The sequence below is a fragment of the Thiorhodococcus minor genome, assembly GCF_010820565.1.
Lineage (GTDB): Bacteria > Pseudomonadota > Gammaproteobacteria > Chromatiales > Chromatiaceae > Thiorhodococcus > Thiorhodococcus minor.
In genome coordinates this window covers 37,243-63,161 of sequence record NZ_JAAIJQ010000008.1, presented here as the reverse complement: position 1 = coordinate 63,161, position 25,919 = coordinate 37,243, and the positions used below count along the sequence as shown (strand labels likewise).

The following is a 25,919-nucleotide window of genomic DNA, read 5'->3' as shown; positions in this document are numbered from 1 at the left end:
CTCAGGCGCCCGCCTGACGATCGACCGCTGTCGCGTCCGCGGCGTTGAGGCGAATCGCCGTGCAGAGATTCGCCAGACGGCGCGAGAGCCTTGCCCAATCGTGCTGCTCCAGCCATGCCTGCTGCCGCGCCTGCAGCTCGGCCTGTCGCCGAGGGTCGCGAAGCAGCGCCTCGACCCCGGAGCGGATATCGGATGGCGAGGTGCCGGCGAGGAAGTGCACCGCGTCCGCCACGTCTTCGAAGATGTCCAGCGGCGTACAGAGGACCGGTCGGCCGGTCGCCAGGCCCCAGCGCACGGCCGCGCTGGACGATTCCTGGGTCCGCTGATAGGCGAAGACGATCATCTCCGCCAGCGAGAGCCAGGCAAGCGACTCGCCATCCTCGAGATAGTCGTTGATGAGCGTAACGTCGTCGTGGAGGCCAAGCTTTCTGATGAGCCGCTCGCAGTGTGCGGTGACCTCCCGTGACTCGGGGATAGGGTACTCTGCGTTAAGGAGCAGTAAATGCGTATCGGGACGTTTCGCGTGCAGGCTTGCGAACGCTTCGATCAACTGCGGAATTCCCTTGTGCGGGAGCAGGAAGCCGTAGCTGGCGATGATCCGCTTGCCGGCCAGCCATGCCGGCGGATCATTGCGGGTGGTCGAGCGATCGGGATCCACGCCGTGCGGAAAGAGTGTGCAGTTGGCGCTCAGCCCCCAAGACTTAAGGCGATTCAGATCTTGAACGCCGTGCACGAAGATGCGTGTGCAGTGCTGGAGCTCTGGCAAGAGCGACCGCAACGAAAGCGTCTCCTCGCCTGCATTGACGTCTGCGGTGGAATGGAAGGTGATGAGCGTCTGAATGCCGTTGCGACGAAGAGATCCAAGGAGCCGCTTGAGCGCGTCGAGACGAAAGAATGCGAAGTTGAACTGGATGAGAACTTGGGAAAGCCCAGCGCGCAGAATGCTGTGCTCCAATCGTTTCAAGTTATCGCGCTGTCCAGATGTCCAGCATCGCTCGACCTTGTGCGGACTATCGGTAGCGGTTAGCGTCGCATCGTCGTTGGCCAGGATGACGACGCGATCGAGCATCGCGGAAAGGAGCTTGCGACTGTAAACGGCAATTCCGCACTTGCTGTTCCAAGTCGTGATGCAGCCAAGCGAGAGCTTGGGGTCGAAGAGAGGGCGCCTGCGCTCCCGATCGAGCGCGCCATCGACGCGCGCCGCAACGGCATCCCAGGTGAAGTCGCGGGCGACGAGATCATAGGCGCGCTCGCGCTTCTCCGCCGTAAAGCCGCTCAGGGTGCCTTCCCGATGATGGCGATGGAATTCGCCCAGCAGCCTGGCGAGCTGATCGGCGTCGGGCTCGACCCACAAGGATGCGCTTTGGCCCATGTGGGTGCGCGCCCTCGCGAACTGGTAGTCCAGCAGCCAGCTGGTCTCTTCCGTGCAGAAGTCGCTCTGCCCCCCGTAGCCGGTGGTGATCACGGGCAGCTGATGGAGCATGGCCTCGGCCATGGGCAGCCCGAAGCCCTCGCCGCGGCTTGGTGCGACCAGGACGTCTGAGAGCTGATAGAGGGCACGGATGGCGCCGTCCGCCAGGTCGCGATTGATGAGCGTGACATGGGGAGCGCGCCGACGTGTCTTGCGCCACTGTGCGAGCTGTCGCGCGATATCGTGGTGCGGATTGGGGAAGGTCTTGATGATGAGGGTCACGTCGTCGTCCGCGCTGAAGGCCTCCGCATACGCCTTCAGCAGGACGTCGACCCCCTTGCGCGGAAAACACGAAGAGATGTGCAGCAGCTTGAAGCCCTGCTTGATCCGCGGCAGTGCGCCTGGATCCGGCTGCGCTCGCAGAATGTGGTCCGCTCCGATCCCGACCCTGTGCACCGGAAGGCTCACCCCATTGTCGATCAGCACGCGCGAGACGTAGTGCGACATGGTGGTGATCCATTGCAGGTGCTGGTTGAAGTCGCTGACCGTTTCCCAGGGCAGAAGCGACTCCTCCCAGCCGTAGCAGGCGAGTCCGTTGTAGAGACCCTTCATACCGGTGACGCGCGGTGGATAGAGCAGGCGCAGCGTCGCCTCCGCCACGGCGTTGTCGCATCCGGCTCGGTACAGCTCCTCGAGGAGCGGCTCGGCTCGCAGGAAGCCGGCGTCGGGCACCAGGTCTCCCGGACCCTCGGTGGCGTAGAGGCCGACCGCCTCTGGATGGCGCGCGGCCAGCGCCTTGGCGAGATTGCGATTGACGATCGCCAGGCTGTAGCTGCTGTCGAAGGGGCCTTCGATGCGATACTTGAGCGGAGCTCGGCGCGAACTGTGAAAGTCGGCCCGAGGCAGCTGGATATCGAGCTTTGCGAGGAAGCGGGCGAGCCGCTCGTAGAGGCGCTGCGGCTGGAAGGACTCGAGGTGCCGCTCGCCGAGATCGACCATCCGCGCCCGCAGCCGCGGGCTGTCCATCAGCTCGGCGATGCAGGCGGCGCAGACCAGCGGGTCGTCGCGCTCGAGCAGGAGACCGCCGCCGTCGACCGTGCGGTCGACGTTGCTCTCGGGCGGATTGTAGGCGAGCACCGGCAGACGGTTGGCCATGGCTTCGATGAGCGGCATGCCAAAGCCTTCGTGGTGGCTCAGGCTCACGTAGAGATCGGCCTGCTGGAAGTGCCGCGCCAGCTCCGCTTCGTCGACTCGGCCCGTCAGCGTCACCGCTTGCTCGAGCCCGCGGTCGCGAATCTCCTGCTCCAGACGGGCCAGGTAGGCCGCATCGACCGGATTGCCGACCAACGTCAGCCGCGCGTCGCGACCTGTCATGCGCCGCAGATGGTCCAGCGTCTCAACGAGCCCCAACTGATTCTTGTGCGGCATCACCCGTCCGACGAAGAGCAGGCGAAAGCCATCGTCCAAAGGGCGGCAGGCATGCTGGGGCTGAATGGCGCCGAGCCGCTCCAGGTCGACGAGCAGGGGAATCGCCTCGCAGCCTTCGCGGTCGTAGCCGTGGCGCAGCAGCAGCTCCAGATTCTGCTCGGAATCCGCGATCGCCCCGTCCAGCCAGGCCTTCCAGTCCGCGACCTGCCGCCAGCCGAGCGCCAGCATCGGCTGGATTGGGTCCTCCGGGTCGAAGAACTCCGCCGGTGTGATGTTGTGAAAGACCATGAGGCAGCGATCGGCGAGCCGGCGCAGGCGCTCCTCCACGCCGTTGCCGATGCCGTGATGGATGAGCAGGATCTGATCCGGCCGAGAGACATAGTCGTCGAAGGGACGGGTTTCTTCCCGCAGCGGCGCGTCGCACTCCTCGCAGTAGATCTCGGAGGGGATGCCGGCGTGCCTTAGCAGACGCCGCGTGAGCAGCATGCCATTGGTGATGCCGTCGCCGGCGTGACAGGCGATCGAGAATTGGTGGATGGCGCTTGGGATCATGAAAGGGTTTCGATCGAATGAGGTTTGGCCGAGTGCGTCCTGGAGCCCATGACCTCGGCCAGAAACTCGGCGAGCCGCGGCAGCAGGCTGGCCTCCGAATAGCGCTCGAGATTGCGCCGGCCGGCCGCGATGAGCTGCTCGCGCAAGGGCGCTTGCTCCAGGGTCTCCAGCGTCGCCGCCGCCATGAGGCGGGGGCTTGGCTCAGGGATCAAGAGTCCAGCCTCGCCCAGCGTCGCCGGGATATTGGACGTCGCGAAGGCGAGCACGGGCACGCCGAAGAAGCCGGCCTCGACCAGCGGCATGCAGAAGCCCTCGTGGGCGCTCGCACACCAGTAGCCAGCGGCGTGCTCATAGAGCCAGCGCAGCTCGTCGTCCGTGCACTTGCCTGGAAACACCACATCGCGCTCCAGATTCAAGCGCTCCGCATAGGCTTGGAGGGCCTGAGCATAGTCGGGACTGGTGGTGCCGCCAACCAAGACCAGCTGTGGTGGGCGGCCGTCCGGGCTCATCCGCTTGAGATGCCAGAGTGCCTCCAGCAAGAGGTGCTGGCGCTTGTTCTCGACCAGGCGCCCGACACTGAGCAGAAGCGGACGCCGCGGATCGAGCGTCCAGCCGGAGGGCTCGCGGCTGGCCTTCGCCACGAACTTCTCGAGCTCGATCAGCATCGGCAGGGTCGCGATCCTCTGATAGCCGATGGCCGCCAGCTCTTCGCTGTTGTAGGGCGAGAGCCCGATGGCAGCGACGAAATGCTCACGCCAGCGCGCGAGCTGCTCTCGGCCCTTGAGCGAATAATGGAAGTTGGGGCTGCCGCGCTCGAAGAACTCGGCTGGCGTGATGTTGTGGTAGACCAGGACCTTCGGGCAGCCGCGCCGCTCGATCAGGTGGTCGTGATCATGCCCCATCGAATGATGGATCAGAAGGAGATCCGTTTGGCCCTGGTTCAGCCGCTGCGCGGGCAGTATCTGCGCCCCGAGTGCCGGCGGGATGCTGCACGCATAGATCTCGGAGTCATGGCCGAGTGCGCGCAAGAGCTTACGCGTGAAGAAAATCCCGGTGGTGACCCCGTCGCCGACGGCGGTCGCCGCGGCGAGCTGATGGATACGGAGCACTCCGCTCATGGCGGTGTGGGTTGCGCGCTTCCCTCAGCACCCGGCTTGACGGCCGTGATGGCGTAATCCTGAGGTCCGTAGAAATAGTGGTTGCAGCGTTTCGCGGTCTCTGAGCCCTCCTGCAGGGCGAGCTGGTCGGCGACCGGATTCAGGCGGTGCAGACGTATGGCGCCGAAGCCGTAATAGTCGACCAGGAACTCCACCAGGGCCGGGGGCAATGGACGGCGATGGGTTGGGTCGATGTAGAAGTTGGTCGCCCCCGTGACCAGGTTCTCCGGATTGGGCGTCTCCAGAATCATCAGGCCACCGGGCACCAGGACCCGCGCCGTTTCGCGCAGCAGCAGAAACAGCCGCTCGGGCTCCAGATGCTCGATCAGGTGGAATGAGGAGATCAAGCCGACGCTGTCCGCCGGCTGCGAGGCCAGCCACTGCAATGCGTCCGCTTTCATGATGTGCAGCCCGGCCTCCTGGCAGGCCTGCACATTGTGCGCGTTCAGATCGATGCCGAGGCAGTCGATCCCCTCCCTTCTCAAAAGCTGCAGCCATTCGCCGCGACCGCAGCCGATGTCCGCCGCCGCTAGGCTGGCTTGGCGCCAGGCAGCGTGCTCTTTCAGCAAGGGCAGATAGTAGGCGAGTCGTGCCTCGATGGCTTCGGGCGAGCCGCGGAAGTGCGCCTCCAGGGCGATATAGAGCGCCTCGTCCGCAAGAGACTCGGGCGTTTGCCCCGCCTCGGCGCTCGCGTCCGTCGAGAACTGTGAGGGGATGATCGCGGCGCTCTCGGCTCGCGGAGGCCTGTCGGCCTGTGAGACGCGCAGCTTGAGCAGGGTGGTTTCTTGCTGCATTGCCTGCATTTTCCGATCGCGCTCGGCGAGCCGCTGCTCGAATGTAGCGCGCTGCTCAGCGAGCTGCTGCTCGAATGTAGCGCGCTGCTCAGCGAGCTGCTGCCCGAATGCGGCACGCTGCTCAGTCAGCTGCTGTGCAACCTGCTCGGCCTGCGCCTGCTCGCGTGCTTTGTCTAGCTCAATCGCATCCTGGGTCTCGCGAAGCGCGGTCCCTTGTTGGGCCAGTCCGTCTGCGAAGGCGGCCTTGTGGTCACGCGTCAGCCGATAGAGCTGGTTGAGATGCGCATTGACATAACGTCTGTAGGGATAGGCCAGCGCCCAGGTCAAGAGCGTCGCGACCATGCCGCCGATCAGCGGCAGACGGACCAGGCGGCGCTTGAGCCGGTTGCCCCGCAGCTGCCGGAAGGGCTCGCGCTGTCGATCCGCCTCGGCGGAGCTGCTGATCCATGCCAGCACCTGCGCCTTGTCCTCTCCGCCGCGCAGCTCGCCGAGACAGTGCGCAAGCTCCTCGGGCGTCGGCGGACGGTGCAGCAGGAGCAGATAGGCCTGCTCCACCAGCTCCTGATCCTCCAGCCCCAGAAGCTCGGCCAGCGAGCCGACCACGGCGGCCTGCCGTCGCACTGGCCTCTTGCTGAGATCGAATTCCGGGGGGCGCTGCTCCTCGCCCTGCGCATAGCGCTTCAGGCGTGCGCGGATGCTGTCGCTCAGGCGATCGAAGTCGATGTCGGGGTTATTTCTGATCAGCATAGGGTCCTACCGCGGCGCTGGTGCATCGCCAGCGCAAGTGATCGCGTCTCGCTGCTTGGTCGGCCTCGCGCTTCGCTCAGCGCTCGAGCGCCTCTAAGATGACCTGCGCCTCGGAACTGAGGCGGCGAGGATCGGAGCTCAGCGGCAGACGATATCCGACGGGCCTTGAGCGTATCTGACGCAACAGACGAATGTTCCAGCGCCGCTCGAGATATCCGCCGACGCCGGGGATCTTGCTGGCGACCTCGAAGACGATCCAGACGAGCCTGGGGTAACGGTTGAGCAGGGCGCGAGCCAAGGCAACGAGCTTGTACATGAGTAAGGTTCTTGTGCGGACCGCGACGGGGCGGCGGACCGAGGTCACTCCATCTGATCGCGGGGCCGGCGAATTCTAAACCCGATCCAAGAGCGCCTGCACGGTTTCGCGCCCTTGCGATGCCAAGAAGCCGTCCAGCGATCGTCCCCGATGCTGGCGGTGCCGGCGTCGATTGGCTGGCCTCCCGCTGTAGGGGGGCAAGCGCAGCGCAGTCCACCAACGCCGGCGCGGGATTCGGTGGAGCCCTAGGAGCCCGCTTGAAAGGCCATCCCCAAAAGCCGCTTATGGACGCTCAGTATTCCGGCGGTCGTTGCAGTGCCTGGATGACTCCGGCGGGATCGACCGGCCGGTGAGAGGCGATCGCAAAGAGTGAGCGGGCCTCGCGCCAATCGCTTTTTCCGAAGCGCCGCGCCAGGGATCCCGTCGGCTCCTCGTGGTCACCGGCCCAAAGCAGGACATGCGGGAACACCGCGCCGAGCTGGCGACGCATCTGTGTCGGCGATTGCTCGTTGATATGCATTTGCAGCTCGTAGGGGCTGCGTGGCTCGGCGGGCAAGGGTGGCCTGCCCTCTTGGGCCGCGAGACGGCGCTGGCGCGGGTAGGCGTACCTGTAATACCAGAGATTCGGAAAGGTGTGCGCGATGAAGACGCCATCCGCGGCCAGGTGTTGGTGAATCAGGCGATAGAGCTGATCGAGCTCCTCGGGCGCCAGGTGCTCGATGAGATCTGAGGCGAGCACCAAATCGTAAGGTCCGCGATACACGCCCGGATCCGTGACCGAGGCGCACTGCAGCACGGCGCGGCGACGCAGCTCGGGCTCGCCGGCGAAGCAGGCGCCTGCCAGGCGCAGCGCTTCGGGCGAGTAGTCGATGGCATCGACCGCGTGACCGAGTGCGGCGAAGTAGCGCGCGAGCTCGCCGCGCCCGCAGCCCAGGTCCAGCACGCGCAGGCTGGCCTTGTCGTCAAGAAGGCCGGCAAGCCGGGCCATGCAGTCGAGCCGAGGGTCGAGGATCTTGCCGCCGTGTGCGCGATAGGTCTCGTAGCCCCCGCAATCCTCCAGGTAATAATGGGCGCTGTAGGCGTCGCGGATCGCCTCGCTGGTGACCTGGCCCGCTCGGCTCTGGGTGCCGGATGGTGCGGCTGGCGATGCGGCAGGCTCCGAGGGCTCGGCGACCACATCGATGTGGTCGATGCCGCTTGCCTCGAAGCGCCCAAGAAGGAGCTGTGAGTCCTGGGTCCAGGCGAGCGCCTCCTCGGACGTCAGCTCGGCGAAGCGGTAGCCGAGGTCCGTCAGCCAATGGAAGATGGCCTTCCAGTCGCCGCCTGAGACCGCAGTGAGCGCATGCGGGGAGAATGCGAAGACGATGGTCGGATGACAGCGCTTCAATGTCTGCTCGAGCCCCCGGAGCGCCAGATATTCGCCGCCCTCGACGTCCACCTTCACCAGATCGATCTGACGCTCGGGTGCAACGACGAGATCGAGCGGGATCTTGGGCACCAGCGTCTCGGACAGCAGGCCATCGAGCGTCTCGGCCGCTGCGCCGGCAATCCCGTTCGAGTGCGAGCTGTTGTAGGCCAGCAGTCCAAGCTCTTCGCCCGCCGCCGCCAAGAGGACATGCAGCTGGGTGAAGGCGTTGCGCCGCCGGCTCGCCTCGATCAGCTTGACGTTGCTCGCGCTGGGCTCGACCGCGAGCACGTATCCGCTCGGTCCTACGAGAGAGGCGGCCAGCATGGAGAAGTAGCCGATGTTCGCGCCGATATCGATCGCCGCGCCCCCCGCGCTCAGCCTGCGCCGAAAGAGGCCAGCGACATGCGGCTCATAAGCGGTGCCGGCGAGCAGGTGCTTGCCGACCGCGAGATCCGACCGCGAGGCATGAAGGATGAGGCCGTCTCGCTCGAAGGACTCGATGTCCTCCAGGCAAAGGCCGCGGATGAGTCCCTTCATTGCGAACTCGCGCGAGCTCACATAGCTGCTGACGACGCTCGTCAGCTCCTCTCCCGCGCGTGCCGAGTGTCCGCTCCATTCGGCGCGGCTGGGTACGCGCCCCAGGATCAGCCGGAAGCAGTGGAAGATATCGGTCAGCGACGCCTCTGGGATGTGGCTCGCGCTCCACCAGCTCGGGTCGTCCGCGCTGCTCGGAAATGACGCCGCATCCTTGGAATCGCTCACGCCATTGCCTCCTCGTGAATCACGCTGACTTTAGGGTGCATATTGAAATAGCCGTCGTAGCGGATGGCGTCCGGATCCATCTCGACCGTCAGCATCGCCAGGTCGTGCGAAAAGAACAGGATCTCGTCGAAGCTCCCGGTGCCATAGGGCCGATTGCCCACGCCGACGCTGATCGAGTAGTCGCCCTTGATCAGGTTGGCGGCGAGCCGCCACTCGACGCGAATGCGCTCGCCGGCCGCGACCGACGGCGGCGTCTCGCCCATGCAGTAGGTGTTGGTCTCGAACACCGAGTGCCCGAAGCGGTTGCGGATGCCGATCCCATAGTGGGGCTGCTCCAGGTCGCGCCGCGCGCGCAGCTCGGCGACGATGGTCAGGGGCGCCTCGCTGGTGATCTGCTCGATGCGCCGGCCCTGCGCGTCCGCCAGCCGGAGGTCGACCAGCTCGACCTCACCTGTTCCCGCCAGCGGGCTGGCGGGGCGCTCGCTCGCCTGGGGCTCCGGCTCGCTTGGCGTCACGGGCCGGTTGATCGTCACCGGCACATCGCCCTGATGACTGCGGTGCAGGAGCATGGCGTGGTAGTGGTCGACGACGTCCTTGGGGCTGCCGATGTCCACAATGCGCCCGTCTTCCAGGAGCATGGCCTGGTCGCAGAGCGTCTTGATGGCGCTCATGTCGTGCGAGACGAAGAGGATGCTGCCGCCGCGGGCGCGAAAGTCCTGGATGGCGCGCATGCATTTCTGCTGGAAGTAGGCGTCGCCGACCGAGAGCGCCTCGTCGACCACGAAACAGCTCGGATCGGCGTGAATGGCGATCGAGAAGGCCAGACGCATCACCATGCCGGAAGAATAGGTCTTCAGCGGCTCGTGAATGAACTCGCCCAGCTCCGCGAAATCGACGATGAGATCCCGCCGGGCCGCGATCTGACTCGCGCTCATGCCCAGCAGCATGGCATTGGCGCGGATGTTGTCGAGACCGCTCATCTCCATGTTGAAGCCGGTGCCCAGCTCCAGCAGCCCGGTGACCCGCCCCGACATCTGAATCTGTCCACTGTCCGGCAGCAGGACGCCGGTGAGAATCTTGAGCAGCGTCGACTTGCCGGCGCCGTTCTGCCCGATGATGCCGAAGGTCTGCCCGTCCGCGACCTGGAAGGAGACCTCCTCCAGCGCCTGGTAGAGCGTGTGATAGGAGCGCCGCAGCAGGATCTCCTTCAGCCGGTCGGACGGCTTGCGATAGAGCCGGAAGCGCTTGCAGATGTTCTCCGCGCGGATCATGAGCCCTCTCCGAGCAGCCGCTGCCCGACCTGGAAGACGATGAGAAAATAGGCCGTCGACAGCAGGATCATGGAGAGCGTCGTCTGCAAGCCCTGCAGACGACGCAGCAGCACCCAGGCCGTGGCGGCCGTCAGCAAGCCCAGCCCCAGGGCCAGGATCAGAAACACAATCATAGGAAGTCCCGAACGTCGCGCTCCAGCCACTTGAGCAGCAGCCAGCCGAGCAGCAGAGCCGCATGCGCGATCAGCACCAGGCGCGACAAGGCGCCGAAGTCCGGCATCTGGCCGTGCACGAAGATGCCGTGATAGGCGTTGACGAAGAGATAGGCCGGGTTGAGCGTCTCCTGGAGCTGCTGAACCAGTGGCGGCGCGACGCTCGGCACCCAGACGATGGGCGTCAGCCAGAACCAGAAGGTCAGCATCACCCCGACCAGCTCCCTGATGTCCCGCAGGAAGACGTTGAGCACGCCGAAGATCAGCCCGAGTCCGAAGGCGAAGATCTGCTGCAGCACGAAGATGAACGGCAGCATGACGATGGCTTTACCCGGAAGCGCGCCCACCGCGATCAGGAAGACCGCGAAGATCGTCATGGAGATGAGAAAGGTCACGGCCTCGGAAATGACGATGTAGACGGGCAGATAGGCCAGCGCGATGGGGATCTTGCCGATGATGTTGCGCCGGTCCAGAAAGACCGTGGAGCCCCGCGTGACTGTGTTGGCGAAGGCCATCCAGGGCAGCAGCCCGCTCACCAGGTAGACGGCGTAGCCATAGTCGCCCGCCACCCCCGGCAGCCGGGCGCCCATGATGTTGGTGAAGATCACCGTGAAGATGAAGATCATCACCAGCGGATGGATCAGCGCCCACAGCACCCCGAGCACCGAGCCGGAGTAGCGGTCGACGAAGTCCTGGCGGGTGAAGTCCAGCAGCAGGAGCAGATTCATGGTGTACCCGGAAGGATGCGCCGGCGCTCGCCGGCGAGCCGAATCAGTCTTCCTTGAACGCCTTGGCGATGCGGTCCGAGAAGGGGCGGATTAGGTAATCGAGGAAGGTGCGCTCACCCGTCTTGATCATGGTGTCCACAGGCATGCCCGCCTGCAATGTCCGGCCTTTGATCTTGGCGAGGCCCTCCGGGGTGACGCGGATCCTTGCCAGGTAATAAGGCATGTTGGTGGCCTGGTCGATGAGCCGATCCGCGGAGACGGTCTCGACGCGCCCGGAGATCACCGGCGTGGTGCGTGCGTTGAAGGCGCTCAAGCGCAAATCGGCCTCCAGCCCGACGGCCACCCGGTCGATATCGATCGGCTGCACCCGCGCCTCGATGATGAGCGAATCTCCTTCGGGCACGATATCCATGATGTGATCGCCAGCACGAATGACTCCGCCCTCGGTATGGACGCTAGTCCCGACCACGGCGCCGGACACGGGCGCCTTCATCACCGTGCGCTCCAACCTGGCCCCGTAGGCCCGGATCTGCTCGCGCAGGTCGGCGAGCTTGGTCACCACGTCGCGCAGCTCCGACACCACCTCGCTGGTGAATTGACGCTTCAGCTGGGCGGCCTGGATCTCCGTCTCGCCGATCTGCACGCGGGCCGCGGCGACATCGGATTGATGCTGGCCGCGCTCGCCTTCCAGCTCGGCCACCAGTCGCTCCCACTCCCGAAGGCGGCTCTTGTCCCCAAGCCCCTTGTCGAAGAGCTTCATGAGGCCGGCGATCTCTTCCTGATAGAGCTTGATCCGCTTCAGCTTGCTCTCGGCGAGGGCCTCCAAGCCGCGGATCTGCTCGTGAAGCTGCTCGCTGCGCTGCTCCAGCACCTCACGCTCGCCGTCCAGGGCCTGGCGTCGGGCGCGGAAGACGCGCTCTTCGCCCCTGACCGCCTGCTCGATCCTCGGGTCGTCCTGAGACTCCAGCAGCTCAGAGGGGAACTCGATAGCCGGCAGGTCATCCCGCTCGGCCGTCAGCCGAGCCTGCTGAGCGAGCAGCGAGAGGTACTGCCCGCGCGCAATCTCCAGCTGTGCCTCGGCCTCCGTGTCATCGAGCCGGATCAGCACATCGCCTTCGGCCACGCGGTCGCCCTCGCGCACAAAGATCTCCTTGACGATCCCACCGTCTAGGTGCCGGATCGTCTTTTTCGCCGATTCCACCGCGACCACGCCTTGAGCCACGACCGCGCCGTCGAGCGGCGCTAGCGCGGCCCAGGTGCCGAAGCCGCCGAAGGTGATCAGCAGGATGAGCAGGCCGACGATGCGCTCCTTTCGATCACTGGTAGGAAGCGGCGCGTTGTCGCCGTCATGGTCCTCGACGTGGCTTGGGTTGACCGTGATGTCCATCTGGCTGGGTAAGCGTCTCTAAATGTTGTTTGCTTCGGCGTTGTGACCGACCGCAGGTATTCGGCTCCAGCTCATGATCTGAGACTTGGCGGGTCTTGGGATGTTGACCTCAAGGTCAAGCCGTGACGGCTTGGAGGCCGGCACTCCCAGCATGAGCATCGTCCGCATCATGACCGATGCGCGACCTAAAGCAAGATGCCAGCTAGTTGCCGGCGGCATGTCCCGGCAGCGGCTTGAGCCGGCTAGCGCCGACACCGGTGGGCCGAGCGAATTGCGCGAGAACCTGATCGCGCGGACCGAACGCTTCTACCATGCCCTCGCGTAACATCAGGATCTTGTCCACAGCATTGAGGATGCTCAGTCGGTGCGTAATGATCAGAACCGTCGTGCCCTCGGCCTTGAGCTGGCCGACCGCGCGAACCAGGGCGGCCTCGCCCTGATCGTCCAGATTGGAGTTGGGCTCGTCCAAGACGACCAATGCCGGACTGCCGTACATGGCGCGTGCAAGGCCGATGCGCTGACGCTGTCCGCCTGACAAGGCCGCGCCACTCTCGCCGATTGGCGTGTCGTAGCCCTTGGGTAGGCGCAAGATCATTTCGTGAACCTGGGCGCGTCTGGCCGCGGCCACCACCAGATCCGAGTCGACGTCGCCGAAGCGCGCGATGTTCTCGCTGACCGTGCCATCCAGCAGCTCGATGTCTTGCGGCAGGTAACCGATGTAAGGACCCAGCTCATCGCGATTCCAGTGCGTGATATCGGCATCGCTCAGGCGTACCTTGCCGGCGGCCAATGGCCAAACGCCGAGAATCACCCGAGCCAAGGTCGACTTACCAGCCGCGCTTGGCCCGATGATGCCGACGACCTCTCCAGCATTGACGTCGAAATTGATGCCTCGCAGCACACGCGCCGTTGTACCCGGCGGTGACGCGACCACTGTTTCCAACCTCAGTGCGCCGTCGGGGGCGGGCAGACTCATGTACCGCGGCCGCTCTGGGATCGTGCTCAGTAGTGAGCTCAAGCGTCGGTAGGACGATCGCGCGCCGAGGAAGCCCTTCCAGCCGTTGATGAGTAGATCGATCGGCGCCAAGGCCCGCCCGAGAATGATGGAGCCGGCGATCATGACACCGGCCGTGAACTGTTGCTCCAACACCAGATAGGCGCCGAGCCCCAAGATCATCGACTGCAACATGACGCGCAGCGCCTTACTCGTGTTGGCGAGCACAGCCGCGCGATCGCTCGCAAGTGCTTGGAGTCTCAAGACCTCATGATGCATCTGAGACAGCCACCTATCGTGGACGCGATGCAACATGCCCATCGCCTCGAGCGCTTCGACATTGCGTAGATTGCCGCCGAGGTAGCTGCGGCCCGCAATCGCCATCGAGTTCGCCTTGTTCAAGGGCTTGCGGGTCACAAGCTCGTTTGCCATCGCGAGCGCGAGCAGCAGCAGCGCCGCGCCGATGCCGAACCAGCCCAGCCAGGGGTGCATGAAGAACAAGACAGCAATGTAGACAGGTATCCACGGAGTATCGAAGAAGGCGAACAGCCCGTTGCCCGTCAGGAATTGCCGCAAACTCGTGAGATCGTCGATCGGCTGCGTTCCTGCGCCGCGCCCGTCTCGCAGTTTGGCGTCGAACATCGCTCCGAAGAGGCGTCCGTTCAGCAACATGTCCAAGCGCGCACTGACCCGAACTAGAATGCGCGCGCGCAGAACCTCCAATGACCCCATGACGACGAACAGTCCGACGACGACGATCGTCAGCATCAACAGTGTCGACTCGCTCCTGCTCGCCAGTACGCGGTCGTAGACCTGGAGCATGTAGATCGCGGGCGTCAGCATCAGCAGGTTAATGAAAAGGCTGAACAGCCCGGCGAACAGAAAGGAGTTGCGGCTCGTTTTCAAGGCCGCGCGAAGCTCATCCTCGTGACGATCGTGCGTGCTCACAGGTGCTCTCGGGAGGGGTGAATTGGATCTATGGTGGGAGCTGGCGCGCAAAGACGAGCCCAGATAGCGCCGCAGCCCCCAAGTATACACTCATGTAGAAGCGAAGTGCAGATGCCGAAGCGCGGTCTTGCCCCAACGCGCCCAGCCTAGCGCTCAATCCCCGACCAAGCCGGCCAGGAGGCCAGGGATGCTTGCGATTGCCGCATCTCTCGTGGCCGTATCAGCGGTGACGCCTGACAGCACCTCGGCACCCGCATGCCGAAGCCTGAGCTGCCCCGCTTCATCCAAGCTGCTGTAGGTGATGCCCTGTGTCGACTGATAGGCAGCGAACTCCAGCGCGACCTCCACGCGATTGCTGAAACGCGCCATGTCTTCGGCTGCCTCGATGTTCGCCCAGCCGCCGTTGATCAGGCTGATGATCATCTGGTTGCGCAAGACGCGATTCGCCGCCAGCTCGGCAAGCCAATACTCGCGCCCGGCGTCATCCGGATCCCTCCCGAAGATGTTCTGGTAGAGCGCCGTGATCAGCGGAGAATGCCCGAGGGTTTCCGGATACTGCTCCTGAACGAGCGGCTGATCGAAGAAGCTCTGTGCCACCGTGGTCGCCGTCCAGCCGATCCCTGCATCCAGCTCACCCACCCAGTACTCCAGCCCTTGGTTGTCGGGCGCATAGCCCATGGTCGCGATATAGATCTCCGCGACCTGCCAGGCGTGGCCGCGCGCGGGGCGCTGAGCCACATCCCAGACATGGATGACGGTCTCGCCGGACGGGCCTGCTATCTGCTCGGCGACGTAGAGCCGTTGCCGCTCAGCGTCATAGGCGACGTCACCGAGCCCGTTGCAGCTCGCATCGCCAAGCACGCGGCTGCTCGCGTCGACGATGGCGTAAGGAAGCACCGACCAGGGATCCCGCTCGCCCGAGGTGGAGGCACGCAGATCCTCGGGATCGTATAGCAGGATCTGAGCTTGGTAGGGATAGGCATGATAGCCGCGGGACTCGCGACAGGGATCGCCGCCACAGGCCTCTGCGGTGTCGTAGCAATTGGCTCCCAGCGCCTTGGTGCCGAAGAGGAGCACGGCGGCGCGCTCGCCGCTCTCGACCCAGGCGCCCCCGTCCCATCGATCCGCGGCCCGGTAGCTCGGAAAATCGCATTCCCCCGCTGTGGGCATCGGATTGATGCGCTCCTCGCCGAGCCAGACGCAGTCGTAGTGCTCGCGGTAGTACAGCAGCGACTGAGCAGCCAGCTCCTGGCTCGCTGCCGGCGGGCTTCCATCCTGCCAGGGCGCGACGGCAACGAGTGTCGGTCCTTGAGAGCCGCCAAAGGCGCCCGCCTCGCGGTGATTGCCCGCGATCAGGGTGCGACCGGACAGATTGCTAGCGGCAAACGCGGATGGGGCCGAGAAGAGATAGTCCGCCGTCTTCGCATTGTGAAACACCTCGTTTCCACGCGGACCGATGTGCCAGACACCGGCCGCCCCGCTCAGGTCCAGATCGCTCCACCCCAGGGAGTCTTGGTCGTAGCCGGCGGTGTTGTACCAGTCGTTGAGATTCCAGGCGATCCGCTCGACATTCGCCAGATAGGCAAGGCCGTCGACCACGCGATAGATGCACTCCGGATGATAGGTGCAGTTATCGATCCAGCCACCCGTGATATCCGTGAGCGGACGCAGCACGGAGGCAGCCGGAAGCGCTGTGAAATCGTCTGAAATAAGGGGTGCCGGAATGGCAATCTCGCCGACGAGATTCTGGGTGGCGTTGCCGGCCAGATAGAGCGACCCCGGATAACCGTCCTCCGAGCCTGCAGCATCGCCGTTCGGATAGTAAGTGACCGCCTGGCCTCCATAGGCCCAGTCATCGCCAGACACCGCAAAGGCGCCCTGATAGATGAGATCGGCGGGCTGGAGCCGCTGCGCCCCGGTTTGCGCTAGAGCTGTGAGCTGCGCGCCAACGCAGAGCAGGCCTATGGCAGCGATCAGGTATTGCGTAACGATCGTCGATGGCTGTCGCATGAGAGAACCCTCCCGTCGAGCAGTGACGCCAGCACGGCCGCTTGGGCTGAAAGCGCTGTCCTGCAGCCCGATCATGACGTCGCGCTCAATCATTGGCAGCCCACCGCAAAGGAGGCTGCGCCACCGCTCAGGGCACAACCACTTGGCGAGGGGACAATTTCCGCGCCCGACTTCTGTCGATCGACGCCGGGCATGCCTGGTCTTGTCGCTTCTCCACGGACCGCCTCAATCGCCGACCGCCCTGATGGACCGAAACGACATCCCCATGAGCAAGTAAAGCAGAGCTTCGCCGGCTAGCAATCAAGCACCCCCAACGAACACGGAGAGGCGGAGAGGCGGGTTTCAAGCCACCCAAACGAGCGTCACCGCGTCGCATTTTCCGATCGAAGATCTTGACTTGCATCAAAACAGTGCCCGTTTTGCGCTCTCCGGTTCTTATATAGTTGCCTAGGGGGTTATCGTGCCGTGGGGTTACAGCGCAGGCTCTGAACAGGGGCTCGAGGAACGACTCTACCTATAGATTCAACCTGTTCCGCGTGAGAAACAGCCCCCAAACCCAGCCTATTCTTGCGCCAAAGTCAATGCACGATCATCGGGAAGAGGTAAACAATGGCTACCGATGCAGTCAACAGACTCAGCAGGCGCCTTTCGCGAAGTTGGCGGATGGCATTTCTTTTGATTTCTACACTCATGGTCTCTGTCGCCCAAGGACAAGGAATTTTCAGTCAGACCGATACGCTCGCCGAGGTCAATCGCAACACCGTTTGGCGCGTCGCAGAGATCTATGTCGCAACCATGGGCTATGCCCCAGACGACGAAGGCCTGCAGTATTGGGTAGGCAACATCCAGTCGGGGGGATGGCAGCCGGTCACCGTCGCACAGAGTTTTTTCGACCAGCCCCTCGTCAAGGAAAAGTACCCGGATTCTCTTGGCTATGGTGCTCTCATCGATGCCCTGTACCAGAATATTTTTGGCCGCGCGGCGGACGATGAAGGCAGGGCCTATTGGCTAGCCGAGCTTGAATCCGGCACGCGCATGCGCAATGAAATGATCATCGCCCTCATCGAGGGAGGCTGGGCGAATCCAGACGCGGCCGAGGACATGGAGCGATTTGGCAATCGCATCCAAGTCGCGATCGCCTTCGCCGAGGCTCAAGGAGAGCGCGGGATCGTCTACTCGGCACTGTCCAGCGATGTCCAGCAAAGCCTTCGCCAAGCGGGTACAGATGTGCTTGCCGGAGTCTCCTCCGACCCGGCAACCCGCGACGCCGCTATCGCCCAAATCGATGGACTGCTCGATGCCGTCGTGGGGGGCAATACGCCTCCGGTTGCAAGCGATCTATCGGTACAGGCAGACTTGGCGATTCCTCTCGTGCAGATCGACCTGATCGCCAGCGACGCAGACAATGACACGCTGAGCTACCTCCTGGTCTCGGAGGACGACGGCGCAGGTTATCAGGACGCCTATGTGGGTCCGGAATCTGGGCGTCTCTATGCGAACCTGGATGGCTCAGGGCAAAGCTTCGCACTGACCTACCGGGTCTCGGACGGTCTTGCTTACAGTCAGCCTGCCACGGTCAGCGTCACCGTCGTGACCGATGCAGAAGACCGCAATACCGGAGACGAAGGCGTCGATCCACTCGACTACGGCCAGTTTCCGATCATCAACCCCTATGGTGACCTCTCTGGAGCGCCAGGCGACACGCCCCAGTTGCCTAGCTCGGTGGATCTCAGCAGCAGTTTCCCGACTCCCGGCAACCAGGGCGGACAGGGCAGTTGCGTGGGCTGGTCGACCGCCTACGCACTCAAGAGCTATCAAGAGCGGGTCGAGATCAACTGGGAGCTGAATCGCCAAGACCATCTCTTCAGCCCGGCTTTCGTGTATAACCAGATCAAGGTCGGAGGATGCGACGCCGGCTCCCGGATCTCAGACGCGCTCGAGCTCTTCCGGGCCACGGGTGCCGCCACCTGGGACAAAATGCCCTACACGGATACCGAATGCTCGACACAGCCCTCGAGCGAGGCGCTTCAACAAGCTGCCGGATTCAAGATTGCCAGCTGGGGGCGCCTGCAAGGTAACGACTCGATCAAAGCCGAGCTCGCCAACCACCGCCCCGTCGTAATCGGCATTCCCGCCTATGATTCACTCATGAATCTGAGCGGTCCGGACTCCGTCTACAACACGCTCAGTGGCACCAACAGGGGCGGCCACGCAGTCACCATCGTTGGCTATGACGACAACAGCTATGGCGGCGCCTTCAAGGTCATCAATTCCTGGGGCACGGGCTGGGGTGACAACGGCTACTTCTGGCTGACCTACGACCTCGGTCGGCAGGGCGTCATTCAGCAGGCTTACAGCGCACAGGATGCCGAAAACCAAGACGACCCGGAGCCAGTCGACCCCGAGCCGCCTCCATCCAGCGCACCGAACCTTGAGATCATGAGCTGGACTGCGGATTACGATCCGTCTCCAGGCGGGCAAGGCGAGCTGCAGTGGCGCGTTGCCAATACAGGCTCGGAGCCCGCGCCTGCTGGTGCCTACGTCAACCTGATGCTCTCGGAGAATGCGGATATTTCGAGTGGCGACATCTTCGTGGTCTATGAGCAGATACCCTTCGATCTAGATCCCGGCTCCGCCGCTTATCGTGACGAAGGTAACACGATCGGGTTCAGCTTCCCCGATACCCTAGCCCCTGGCACTTACTATATGGCGCTTTGGGTGGACGACCTGAACTGGGTCGAAGAGTCCAACGAAGACGACAACATCTCATTTGGCACAGATCTGATCTCGATCACCAGTAACCTACCCGATCTCGTGATTCAGTATTGGTACGCGGAATGGGATTGGGCCGGCCAAGGCGCATTCCTTTACGAGGTGGTGAACAGCGGGCAAAGTCCGTCCGCCGCTGGCTGGGATATCAACCTGGTCGTCACCCCTGATGAAGTCCTTGGCAATGGCAATGACTACTTCCTCTTCTATGAGGACGTGCCCTATGAGCTCTACCCAGGCGAGTACGTCTATCGCGACGAAGGCAATTCGGCTTCCTTCGATATGTCATCGCTGCCAGCCGGCGTCTACTACATGGCCGCATGGGCGGATGACCTGAACGAAGTGAGCGAGTCCAACGAGCGCAACAATACGTCCTGGGGCTGGGGGCCGATCACCTGGGGCTGGGGGCAGACGGCGAGCGAGCAATCCGGGCTGCTGGATGCGGTAACGCCGCCTACGTCCAGATTCCAGACTAGCGAGCGGTCGTGCATGCTGAACGGCAAGAACCTCTCCGAGAAGCCAATCGCGCTGCGTCAGGTCGAGATCGTCGCGACCCCGTCTGGTGGTGGTGTCATGCGACTCGTCGAGGGAGCCAAGGCAGCGTTGACCGAATCCGCGCCCATCACGCGGCCGGATGTCAGCGCAACGCAAGCATTGCGGCCATTGAAGACGATCGAGTCGCACGACATTGGCATCTTCCCTGTAGCCACGGAGATCCCCATGCCTGGCACCGACTGATCGGTTGCGGATCCAGCGCACTAGAGAAGCTTCGGTGCGATACATGGAAGACCATGGATGGTCACTTACGGGGCCGCGCCCCTAGGCTCGACCCATGCCGCCACTGCATGGGTCTTTTTCATCGAGGTTGATTGTGAAGATGACTGCCAGCGCCCCGCCCTGGATCACAGAGCGGGGCGCTCTCGCCATTTGCATGTTGATCTGCGCTTGCTTTTTGAGCGCGAGCGGGTTTGGGAGCAACGAAATACCGAGCCAGCCCAAGGAGAAACCGTCGTCCTCGAGCAGCCTGACCGCAATGCCTTTTGCGGGCCTCGCAAACCCGGCGGAGCGGAAGTGCCGGGAAGCCGGGTATGTGGTCGTACCCAGCTTCACCAACGGAATTCCCACTGACAGCCTCTGCGTCAACCCGCGCAACGCGCGCCGCTGCCCAGTCTGGGATTTCTATCGCGGCCGCTGCCGGTTGAACGGCAAAGGACGGTAGACACCCTCGACAGGGAGCTGGAAAGTGGACGGAGCAGTTTCGCGCATCTCCGCATTCCGGAAGCCAGGCCCGGACAAGCGATTGCAAAGCCCACCGAGCCCCGCACCTGCGCTGGTGAGCTGCGCGGCGCTTTTGCCCCCGAGAGATAATTGTCCGACACCATGGTCAGAGCCAGAAACCACCTTTGGTCCACCTTAGAAATGCAGAAGATCGTCGTCCTGAAGCACGAACTGATCCGCAGCCGGCTTCTTCGGAACGAGCGCGGCCTTGGCCTTCACGGCCGCGAGCTGTTGCAGGGCGCCGAGATGATGCATGGATAGCAACTGGCAATAGGCCATTGGCAGAGCACCCGACTTTCGCAGACGCAGGAATGCGTCGTCCGGGAGCTTGCCGAGGCCACCCTCGTCGACCTTGAAGAGACCTTCCACTTGTCGGTCTCCAGCTGTTGTCTTGATCTTGATCGGCCAAGGCTGAAGCAGATCATGGCTCGCAAGCTCGGCGCAGGCCGCGCGCGTCGGCGCCTTGTTGCGCTCGATCTCCTGGAGGAACCCCAAGACCTGAGCCAAAGCATCGCTTGGCTCCCCCTGCTCGCTGAACAAGCCCTCTCCCTCGGCACCATCCGTCAACAATCCGCTCTCTTCGTCGACGCAGAGCACCAGCTGGTCTCCATCCGCTTGGGCCAGACTGAAAGGGTGGCTGCGAAAGGCAGAGGGAACATAGCTGCCGGCCCAACGTCCGTCGTCCTGCACGAATAGATTCATGCCTGGCTCCAGTCCCAAGACCGCGACTGGAGCATAGGCGTCCCCCTGCTCGATGAATGCCAACGGCAAGGACACGGCCGCTCTCGGAAGCTCAGCCGCAACCAGTTGGGCGAGCGCGGATCGCGCAGCGAACGAATAGGACGTGAAACGTCTCCAACGCTTTGTCCCGTGTCTCTCACGGGAAATGGGAACAAACTTCGGCATAGCAGATAGAGCCCTCCTCAGATGATCGGATCCTGGCCAAAGCCTACCGGTGGATGATTGAGGGACATCACGGAGATCGCGAGCCAGCGCGCATCCTCAGCGCGAAGAAACGCCACCTAAGGCGATTTCCGGGAAACAGATTCCCCGATGGACAAAGCGCAGCTTGCCCATCGTCCAGGCGCCTGAGCGACCTGGGTGGGCACGCCCCACAAACGTCTTCCCCATGCGCGCCGGCGTGCCAGGGGCTTTGCCCATCTTACTGGAGGCGCTGTTCTGGGTAGGATCATTTCAGGAAATCGCCTAAAGACATCGGGAGGCCGTTCGCCAACGAGCCAATGCCGCCTCCCCGTGCCTGGCTAGAGCCGCACCAAACGGTTTGCCAGGGCTCGGTACCACACCGCATAAGGCTGAGCCAGCCACCACTTCAGCGGGACACGCCCGTAGTACTTCCGAACGACACCCATGGCTTCATCATAGTGGAGGCGGCGCTGGGTCTGCGTCTTGGTCTCATCATGCTCACGGTTGACCGCAACCCAAGCGTCGACAAAACAAAGGGGACCGCAGTCTTTATGGAGCCGCCACCAGAGGTCGTAATCCATCGCCATCTGGAGGCTGGTGTCCAGACCTCCCACGGCTTCCCATGCCGAGCGCCGCATCAGCGTGCCTGGCTGAGCGATCGTGCAAACCCGCGCAAACAGCCACTCGCTGAATGGCATCACGAGCGCAGAACGGCGACGCCCAGTAGCCTGGCTGAGATTCCAGGCTCGGCCATAAACGCCAGCGGCATGGGGCCGAGAGCGCAGGTCACCGAGCAAGCGCGCCAGCCCGCCAGGCAGGTAGAGGTCATCGCTATTAAGCCAGCAAACGTAGGGCGCACGGCCTGCGGCGATGCCCTCGTTGATCGCCGCGGACTGACCGGCGTCCGGATGACTGCGCCAGCCTGCCAATCGGTCCGCCCAACGCCGGATGATGTCGACCGAGCCGTCGGTCGATCCTCCGTCTAGGACATAGACTTCCAGCGGAAGATCCTGCTGGAAGATGGATTCGAGCGCCAGCTCGAGGTACCGCGCCTGGTTGAAGGACGGGACCGCGACGGTGACGAGAGGCTCCGGCGACATCGCGCTACTCGTGACGATCGAACGCCTTGAAGCCGTGCTGCTTGACCAGCTCGTCGCGCTCAGTCGCCTTGAGATCTTCGCGCACCATCTCCTTGACGAGCTTCTGGAAGCTGATTTTGGGCACCCACCCGAGCTTCTCGCGCGCCTTGGAGGGATCGCCGAGCAGGGTCTCCACCTCGGTGGGCCTGAAGTAGCGAGGATCGACTTGGACGATGACCTTGCCCTGGTCGTCGGTGCCGATCTCCTCGACTCCTTGCCCGGACCAGGTCATCGACATCCCAAGCTCGCGCGCGGCGGCCTCGACGAAGTCGCGGACGCTGTATTGCACCCCGGTCGCGATGACGAAATCCTCGGGCCGCTCCTGTTGGAGCATCAGCCACTGCATTTCGACATAGTCGCGCGCATGGCCCCAGTCGCGCTTGGCGTCGAGATTGCCGAGATAGAGGCAATCCTGGAGACCGAGCTTGATCCTCGATAGCGCGCGCGTGATCTTGCGGGTGACGAAGGTCTCGCCCCGAATAGGCGATTCGTGGTTGAACAGGATGCCGTTGCAGGCGTAGATGCCGTAGGCCTCGCGATAGTTTACGGTGATCCAATAGGCGTAGAGCTTGGCAACGGCATAGGGACTGCGCGGATAGAAGGGCGTCTTCTCCGTCTGGGGCACTTCTTGGACCAGGCCGTAGAGCTCGGAGGTCGAGGCCTGGTAGAAGCGGGTCTTCTTCTCGAGCCCGAGGATTCGAATCGCCTCGAGAATCCGCAGCGCCCCGAGCGCATCCGAGTTGGCGGTGTACTCGGGCTCTTCGAAGGAGACCGCGACGTGACTCTGCGCAGCCAAGTTGTAGATCTCGTCCGGCTGCGTCTGCTGGATGATGCGAATCAGACTGCTGGAGTCGGTGAGGTCGCCATGATGCAGCACGAAACGCCGGTCCGGCTCGTGCGGATCCTGGTAGAGATGGTCGATGCGATCCGTGTTGAAGAGGGACGTGCGGCGCTTGATACCGTGCACGACATAGCCCTTCTCGAGCAGCAGCTCGGCGAGATAGGCGCCATCCTGCCCGGTCACGCCGGTAATGAGAGCAGTCTTCTGGTTGGACATGGTCAAGCGGATCCTTCGGATGCTTTGTTGGAGAGCGACCGCACCTCGAAGTCGGTCATTTCGCGGATGAGCGCATCGAACGAGGTCGTCGCGGACCAGCCGAGCTGCGCCTCGGCCTTGCTGGGATCGCCGACGAGGTGAAGCGGCTCCGCCGGGCGCAGAAAATGCGGATCGAACCGCACGAAGGCTTGCCAATCGAGGTCTACGGCGGCAAACGCGGCTTCGATCACATCTTGGACACGGTGCAGCTTCCCTGTCGCGAAGACGTAATCGCCGGCGGTCTCATGCGTGAGCGCAAGCCACATGCCTCGCACATAGTCGCGGGCATGCCCCCAATCACGCTGGGCGCTGGTGTCACCCAAGGACAGCTCTTTCTGCCGCCCGAGCTTGATCGCCGCGGCGGCCCGACAGATCTTGCGCGTCACGAAGTTCTCGCCGCGCCTGGGGGACTCATGGTTGTAGAGAATCCCGTTCACCATGAAGAGGCCATGGCTCTCGCGATAGACGCGCACCATCTGGGTCGCAAACCCCTTCGCGCAGCCGTAGGGGTTGACGGGTGCGATCGGCGTCTCCTCGGTTTGCGGGCTATGCGCCGGCCGCCCGAAGATCTCGCTCGAGGTGGCGTGGAAGAAGCGTGGGGGCTCCGGCAGGTCACGTACGATCTCGAGCAGGCGCAGGGTTCCCATGGCGGTGAACTCGCACGTCGTCTCCGGAATCTCGAAGCTCAGCCCGACGTGGCTCTGTCCGGCAAGGTGATAGAGCTCCTGCGGCTGGACCCGCCCGAGGACGCGTCGCAGCGTCGTGGGATCGTCGAGATCCGCATAATGCAAGAACAGACGCTCGTTGTAGATCCTGGGGTCCGCGTAGAGGTGCGCCAGACGGCTCCTCTCGAGCGTGCTGGTGCGCCGCACCGAGCCATGGACCTCGTAGCCTTGCTCGAGCAGTAGCTCGGTCAGGTAAGATCCATCCTGACCCGTGATTCCGGTGATGAATGCCTTTTTCGTCACAAGTCCTCTTCCGTCAAGAGCTCAGAGCCGCCGGCGATGGCGGATGTACGAGGAGACGCCGCACTGCCCGCGAGACGAGCGATCGGCCCCCGTCCGCGCCGAAACCGATCGAAGCGCAGCAGACACGCCCTGCTCACCACAGAGATACGGATGGGCGGGCGCGCAGGGCGCCGTCCGCTTTGCGAGGTCTCATCATAGCGCACTCGCCTTGCTAGCCGGCTCGAGCTGAGCCAGTCACGGATGCGCGAGCGCTTGCGACCGCCTCCTGAAAGACGCGCCAGTAGTCGTCCGCCATCCGTCGCGCGTCCTCGTAATCCCGAGCGCGGGCCAGACCGGCACGAAGGAGAGCCGCCCTGTGGCGCTGATCCTTTGCGAGGGAGATCAAGGCCTGGGCGATGTCATCGGCCGACATGGGATCGAAGTAGATGGCCGCATCCCCCGCAACTTCCGGCAAAGCGGTGCAGTTGCTACACGCGACAGGGATGCCTGCGGCCATGGCCTCGAGAACCGGCAGTCCAAAGCCCTCGTAGAGCGAGGGGAAGACGAGCCCAGCGGAGCGAGCCATTAGATTGCCGAGATCCGCATCTGAGACATAGCCTGGCAGAGCCACGACGGCCTCGAGCCCCATGTCCCTCGCGCGCTCGCGCAGTGCCTCCATGCCCGGCCCCGGCGCCCCGGTGCACAGCAGCTTGATTCCGGTCGGCAGCCCGCGCTCCCGCGCCCGCAAAAAGGCCTCGAGCAAGCGCACATGATTCTTGTGCGGCCAGAAATTCGCCGGGTAAACGAGGTAAGCCTTAGCCGCGAGACCGAAATCTGCGAGCGTGCGCCCTGACTCCTGGTGCTCACAGCTCAAGCGGCGCGCCATACGCAGCGGAATCGCCACGACACGCTCGGGGTCGGCGCAGCCCTGGGAAAGGGCCACCGCCCGAGAGTACGCTGAGATCGTAACCATGCGAGAGGCACGCCGACAGGCTTCGACGAAAGCATGCTCTCTGTTGGCGAGATCTTCGTCCGTAAAGAACGTTGGGTACTCCTTGAACTGCAGGTCATAGAGAACGCAGACGGTTGCGATGCCCGGCTCCCGATAGGTCGGTGCGGTGAAAGGACAGAACAGCAGATCGACACCCCAGCGCCTGAGCCGGGTCGAGGCCCCACCCCGCTTGAGCGCGGTGTGCAGCCCATAGCCCAGTCGACCGCTCCATCTTCGCAGCGGTTTGGGCAGCAGCGGCAGCCCCCAGCGAGCCGCCGCGACGAGACTCGAGCGCAACGTCCCGCCGACCAGCTTTCCGACGACGAGGCGTCGCGTCACATTGGGGCGATCGAGCTCGGCCAGCTGCTCGTGCGATGCGGCTTGGGTCAAGAGAACGAAGTGCGTCTGGGGGGCCAGGGCGAACAACTGCCGAAGCAGCTCCAAGACGAAGACCCTGGCACCACCGTTCTCTCCGCCAGGCAGGACCGGGGTCAAGTCGACGGCAACGCAAGCCGGCCCCTTCGCCGCCAACCCAGCAGAGCCCTCCCGCGTGGGCATCGACTCGCTAGGCGAGCGGCTGGCCGCGCTATACTCCGCAACGGAGACGTCAGGCAATTGCGCCAATTCTAGAGCTCTCGCTGGATCGTCGG

At 63.7% G+C, this 25,919-nt stretch carries 18 protein-coding genes; 1 reads left to right on the top strand and 17 read right to left on the bottom strand.

Features of this window, described 5'->3' with window-relative positions:
• Position 1: 1 nt before the first annotated feature.
• The 11 genes from G3446_RS04220 to G3446_RS04170 form a co-directional block, all read right to left on the bottom strand.
• Positions 2 to 3,391, bottom strand: a complete 3,390-nt coding sequence (locus G3446_RS04220) for a glycosyltransferase family 4 protein (protein WP_164451162.1) — start codon at positions 3,389 to 3,391, stop codon at positions 2 to 4.
• Positions 3,388 to 4,509 (bottom strand): glycosyltransferase, encoded by a 1,122-nt coding sequence (locus tag G3446_RS04215; protein ID WP_164451161.1) that lies wholly within the window; start codon positions 4,507 to 4,509, stop codon positions 3,388 to 3,390. Before G3446_RS04215 ends, G3446_RS04220 begins: the two co-directional genes overlap by 4 nt.
• The gene (locus G3446_RS04210; protein ID WP_164451160.1) at positions 4,506 to 6,089 is read right to left on the bottom strand and encodes a class I SAM-dependent methyltransferase; all 1,584 of its coding nucleotides are present in this window, start codon (positions 6,087 to 6,089) and stop codon (positions 4,506 to 4,508) included. The genes G3446_RS04215 and G3446_RS04210 overlap by 4 nt, the downstream gene beginning before the upstream one ends.
• Positions 6,090 to 6,165: 76 nt before the next feature.
• Entirely contained in the window at positions 6,166 to 6,405 is a 240-nt protein-coding gene (locus tag G3446_RS04205) for a hypothetical protein (RefSeq protein WP_164451159.1), read from the bottom strand.
• Between the two features lie 292 nt (positions 6,406 to 6,697).
• On the bottom strand, positions 6,698 to 8,575 hold the full coding sequence (locus tag G3446_RS04200; RefSeq protein ID WP_164451158.1) for an FkbM family methyltransferase: 1,878 nt from the start codon (positions 8,573 to 8,575) through the stop codon (positions 6,698 to 6,700).
• Entirely contained in the window at positions 8,572 to 9,846 is a 1,275-nt protein-coding gene (locus G3446_RS04195; protein ID WP_164451157.1) for an ABC transporter ATP-binding protein, read from the bottom strand. The genes G3446_RS04200 and G3446_RS04195 overlap by 4 nt, the downstream gene beginning before the upstream one ends.
• A complete protein-coding gene (locus G3446_RS04190) occupies positions 9,843 to 10,019 on the bottom strand; it encodes a hypothetical protein (protein ID WP_164451156.1) in 177 nt (58 codons plus the stop codon). The genes G3446_RS04195 and G3446_RS04190 overlap by 4 nt, the downstream gene beginning before the upstream one ends.
• Complete coding sequence (locus G3446_RS04185) at positions 10,016 to 10,786, bottom strand: ABC transporter permease (protein WP_164451155.1); 771 nt, start codon at positions 10,784 to 10,786, stop codon at positions 10,016 to 10,018. The genes G3446_RS04190 and G3446_RS04185 overlap by 4 nt, the downstream gene beginning before the upstream one ends.
• A 43-nt stretch (positions 10,787 to 10,829) precedes the next feature.
• Entirely contained in the window at positions 10,830 to 12,173 is a 1,344-nt protein-coding gene (locus tag G3446_RS04180; protein ID WP_164451154.1) for an HlyD family type I secretion periplasmic adaptor subunit, read from the bottom strand.
• 202 nt (positions 12,174 to 12,375) lie between these two features.
• Positions 12,376 to 14,115, bottom strand: coding sequence for a type I secretion system permease/ATPase (locus tag G3446_RS04175; protein WP_164451153.1), 1,740 nt, complete (start codon positions 14,113 to 14,115; stop codon positions 12,376 to 12,378).
• A gap of 153 nt (positions 14,116 to 14,268) precedes the next feature.
• Entirely contained in the window at positions 14,269 to 16,125 is a 1,857-nt protein-coding gene (locus G3446_RS04170) for a DUF4214 domain-containing protein (protein WP_164451152.1), read from the bottom strand.
• Between the two features lie 663 nt (positions 16,126 to 16,788).
• On the opposite strand from G3446_RS04170, the gene G3446_RS04165 reads away from it, so the two are divergent.
• Positions 16,789 to 19,632 carry a C1 family peptidase gene (locus tag G3446_RS04165; protein ID WP_164451151.1) on the top strand — a complete coding sequence of 948 codons (2,844 nt, stop codon included), beginning with the start codon at positions 16,789 to 16,791 and terminating at the stop codon, positions 19,630 to 19,632.
• Positions 19,633 to 19,713: 81 nt separating this feature from the next.
• On the opposite strand, the gene G3446_RS04160 is transcribed toward G3446_RS04165, so the two are convergent.
• The 6 genes from G3446_RS04160 to G3446_RS04135 form a co-directional block, all read right to left on the bottom strand.
• Positions 19,714 to 20,019, bottom strand: coding sequence for a hypothetical protein (locus G3446_RS04160; RefSeq protein WP_164451150.1), 306 nt, complete (start codon positions 20,017 to 20,019; stop codon positions 19,714 to 19,716).
• 288 nt (positions 20,020 to 20,307) lie between these two features.
• The gene (locus G3446_RS04155) at positions 20,308 to 21,078 is read right to left on the bottom strand and encodes a SapC family protein (protein ID WP_164451149.1); all 771 of its coding nucleotides are present in this window, start codon (positions 21,076 to 21,078) and stop codon (positions 20,308 to 20,310) included.
• 356 nt (positions 21,079 to 21,434) lie between these two features.
• A complete protein-coding gene (locus G3446_RS04150) occupies positions 21,435 to 22,196 on the bottom strand; it encodes a glycosyltransferase family 2 protein (protein WP_164451148.1) in 762 nt (253 codons plus the stop codon).
• A 4-nt stretch (positions 22,197 to 22,200) separates the two neighbouring features.
• A complete protein-coding gene (gmd, locus tag G3446_RS04145) occupies positions 22,201 to 23,292 on the bottom strand; it encodes a GDP-mannose 4,6-dehydratase (protein ID WP_164451147.1) in 1,092 nt (363 codons plus the stop codon).
• Positions 23,293 to 23,294: 2 nt separating this feature from the next.
• Positions 23,295 to 24,299: a GDP-mannose 4,6-dehydratase gene (locus G3446_RS04140; RefSeq protein ID WP_164451146.1), complete on the bottom strand. Its 1,005-nt coding sequence runs from the start codon at positions 24,297 to 24,299 to the stop codon at positions 23,295 to 23,297.
• 211 nt (positions 24,300 to 24,510) lie between these two features.
• Positions 24,511 to 25,827 carry a glycosyltransferase family 4 protein gene (locus G3446_RS04135; protein ID WP_164451145.1) on the bottom strand — a complete coding sequence of 439 codons (1,317 nt, stop codon included), beginning with the start codon at positions 25,825 to 25,827 and terminating at the stop codon, positions 24,511 to 24,513.
• Positions 25,828 to 25,919: the final 92 nt, after the last annotated feature.